Below are 3,263 nucleotides of genomic sequence, written 5' to 3' on the forward strand. Positions count from 1 at the left end.
CCGCCGTTTCGGCTTCTGTCACCGGTGCCGGGTACGCTGGTCGGCTGTGACTGAGCAGGAATTCGAGCGGGACCAGCATTTCGGTTCGTATGCCGCCGATCACCTGCCTCCCACGTATCCCGAACGTGCTGCATGGGGTACGACGCAGACGCTGCGCGCCTGGCAGCAGGAGGCGCTCGAGAGATATTTCGCGACCGAGCCGCGCGATTTTCTCGCTGCTGCCACGCCGGGTGCGGGGAAGACGACGTTCGCGCTGCGGCTCGCATCCGAACTGCTGCGCAGGGGAGTCGTGCAGCGCATCACGGTCGTGGCTCCGACCGAGCACCTGAAGCGGCAGTGGGCCGATGCGGCGCACAGGGCGAGCATCAAGCTCGACCCCGAGTTTCGCAACGGCGACGGCGACTACCCTCGCCAGTTCGACGGCGTCGTCGTCACGTATGCGCAGGTCGCAGCGAGGCCCGTCGTGCACAAGCGCATCACCGAGTCGGGCCGCAGCCTCGTGATCCTCGACGAAGTGCACCACGGCGGTGACGCCCTCAGCTGGGGCGACGGCGTGCGCGAGGCGTTCTCGGCGGCAACGCGGAGGCTTTCGCTGACGGGAACCCCGTTCCGTTCCGACGAGGCGCCCATCCCGTTCGTGCAGTACCAGCCAGCGGCTGATGGTGCTCGCTATTCGGTCACCGACTATGACTACGGTTACGGCCGCGCGCTGCAGGACGGCGTCGTTCGGCCGGTGATCTTCATGTCGTACGCGGGCACGATGGAGTGGCGCACGGCGCAGGGCGACGAGATGAAGGCGACCCTCGGCCACGAAGACGCCAAGGACATCACGAGCGCAGCGTGGCGCACCGCGCTCGACCCGGGCGGCGAGTGGATGCAGCAGGTGCTCCGCAGCGCGGATGTGCGGCTCACGCATGTACGCCAAGCCGTGCCGGACGCGGGTGGCCTCGTGATCGCGACCGATCAGGCGCAGGCGCGGCAGTACGCCAGCATCCTCGAGTCGATCTGCGGGCAGAAGGTCACCGTGGTACTGAGCGATGACGACGGCGCTTCCGACCGCATCGAGCAGTTCTCGACCGGCACGAGTCGCTGGATGGTCGCCGTGCGGATGGTCTCGGAGGGTGTCGACGTGCCGCGCCTCGCGGTCGGCGTCTACGCCACGAGCTCGGCGACGCCGCTGTTCTTCGCCCAGGTCATCGGCCGCTTCGTGCGGTCACGCCGTAAGGGCGAGGTTGCGACGGTCTTCCTGCCGTCGGTTCCGGTGCTGTTGGGCCTCGCGTCGGAACTCGAGAAGCAGCGCGATCACGCGTTGGGGCTCGATCGCGATGACGACGGGTTGCTCGATGACGAAGCGCTCGCGGCCGCCGAGAAGCCCGATCAGGAAGAGCGCGAAGCTGCCCCGTTCGTGTGGGAGCCGCTGTCGTCGAGTGCAACGTTTGAGAAGGTGCTGTTCGGCGATGCCGAGTTCGGCCAGCTCGTCGAGCCTTCGACGGAGGAGGAGCTCGACTTCATCGGCATCCCCGGCATTCTCGAGCCGGAAGAGGTCAGCGACCTGCTGAAACGACGGCAGCAACGGCAGGCCGCGCGCGTGAGTGTTCGGCCCAAGCGGGCCGATACCGTGCAGCCGCTCTACCGCAACATGAAAGAGGAGCGGCAGCTGCTCAATTCGCTCGTGTCGATCGTGGCGAAGCAGCGCAAATCGACGCACGCGATGATCCACTCGGAGGCGCGCCGCGCGTGCGGCGGTCCTGAGGTGCGCAGGGCATCCATGCAGCAGTTGCGCGACCGGATTCACTTCCTGCGCCGCCAGATCCGGTGACACCCCAGCCCATCGTCTGTGTCGAAAAACTTGCGCTGTGGACACAACACTTCGCAAGTTTTTCGTCACCGGCGCGGGCGAGATGAGGTCGGCCCGGCAAGCATTGCGCGCGTTTCCCGTATCGCACGAAAAATAGTGCAAAGAAGCACGTTGGGGAGGCTCCCAAAGGGCCTTCTTCCGACTATTTTATGCGCGCATGGGCCCCATTTCGCCGCGGCGCACGAAACCCTGGCGAGCCACGACGGATGGTGCTTGACTTGTGATTACGCGCTGCAAAGAAGGAGATCACAGTGTCACTATTCGCGCTCAACGATAAAGTCGCCATCATCACGGGTGCGGGGAGCGGCATCGGCCGGGCCACCGCAACCATGTTCGCAGAACACGGCGCAAGAGTTGTCGTCTCGGACATCGCCGATACTGCCGAAGAGACGGTCAAGCTGATTGTCGAGGCCGGTGGTGAGGCGCTCGCCGTCATCGGTGACATCTCCGACCCCACGGTCGCCGAACAGCTCGTCGATCAGGCGGCCGAGACGTTCGGACGCGTTGACATCCTCGTCAACAATGCCGGCATCATGGACAACTTCGCCGGTGCGGCGGACCTCGACGACGCAGTGCTCGATCGTGTGCTGCGCGTCAACACGCTTGCGCCGCTGTACCTCACGCGTGCTGCGCTCCCCGGGATGCGCGAGCGCGGGTCGGGCTCGATCGTCAACGTCGCCTCCGCAGCCGGCATCCGCGGAGCTGCCGCGGGCGCGGCATATACGATGTCGAAGCACGCGATCGTCGGCCTGACGAAGAACACCGCCTACACGTATGCGCACGACGGCGTGCGCGCGAATGCGATCGCGCCGGGTGGAGTCGCGACGAACGTCATGACTCCCGAGCTGCAGAAGACCATCCACGGACCATCGATGGAGCGTATAACACCCGTGCACCAGTCGGCGCTTCGCAACGCGGAGCCAGAGGAGCAGGCCGCCGCGATTCTGTTCTTGGCATCGGATGCCGCATCCGACGTCAATGGCGTCATCATGCCGACCGACGGGGGATGGGCAGCCGGGTAACGCAGCGGCCGGGTCACGAAAATCAGCCGTGAGAGCTTCCTTGAAGCAATTCCGCTCGCCCGACTGCCGGTCTCTATACGTGACCAAGACGCACGCGGGCAGAGAGGAATCGCCGGCCGCCGGAGTCACAACCCTGCGATTCCGGCAGGAAGCCATCGGCGTCTTCCCGGAGGGCATGCACGGCGCCGTTGGGCGAGGTTGGCAAGACAAGTTGCAGCGCATCCATGAGTATCTGCGGCTGTCTGCAGAGAGAGGAGAGAAACTCGCATGAACAGTGTGCACATCAAACAGGCGGTCGACGTGGCAGCGCCGATCAAGCGAGTGTGGGATGCATTTATCGAGCAGCCCGCTTCCTGGTGGGGGCATCCGTATCTGTTGCTGGA

General features: G+C 65.3%; 3 protein-coding genes. All 3 read left to right on the plus strand.

Annotated features, from left to right (window positions below; genetic code table 11):
- Positions 1–46: 46 nt before the first annotated feature.
- The 3 genes from Q0O95_RS13750 (at position 47) to Q0O95_RS13760 (ending at position 3,151) form a co-directional block, all read left to right on the plus strand.
- Positions 47–1,819, plus strand: coding sequence for a DEAD/DEAH box helicase (locus Q0O95_RS13750; protein WP_293699843.1), 1,773 nt, complete (start codon positions 47–49; stop codon positions 1,817–1,819).
- Between the two features lie 290 nt (positions 1,820–2,109).
- Positions 2,110–2,880, plus strand: a complete 771-nt coding sequence (locus tag Q0O95_RS13755) for a glucose 1-dehydrogenase (RefSeq protein ID WP_293699846.1) — start codon at positions 2,110–2,112, stop codon at positions 2,878–2,880.
- Between the two features lie 79 nt (positions 2,881–2,959).
- The gene (locus tag Q0O95_RS13760) at positions 2,960–3,151 is read left to right on the plus strand and encodes a hypothetical protein (protein WP_293699849.1); all 192 of its coding nucleotides are present in this window, start codon (positions 2,960–2,962) and stop codon (positions 3,149–3,151) included.
- The last annotated feature ends 112 nt before the right edge of the window (positions 3,152–3,263 follow it).

Source organism: uncultured Agrococcus sp. (assembly GCF_945915485.1).
Taxonomy (GTDB): Bacteria; Actinomycetota; Actinomycetes; order Actinomycetales; family Microbacteriaceae; genus Agrococcus.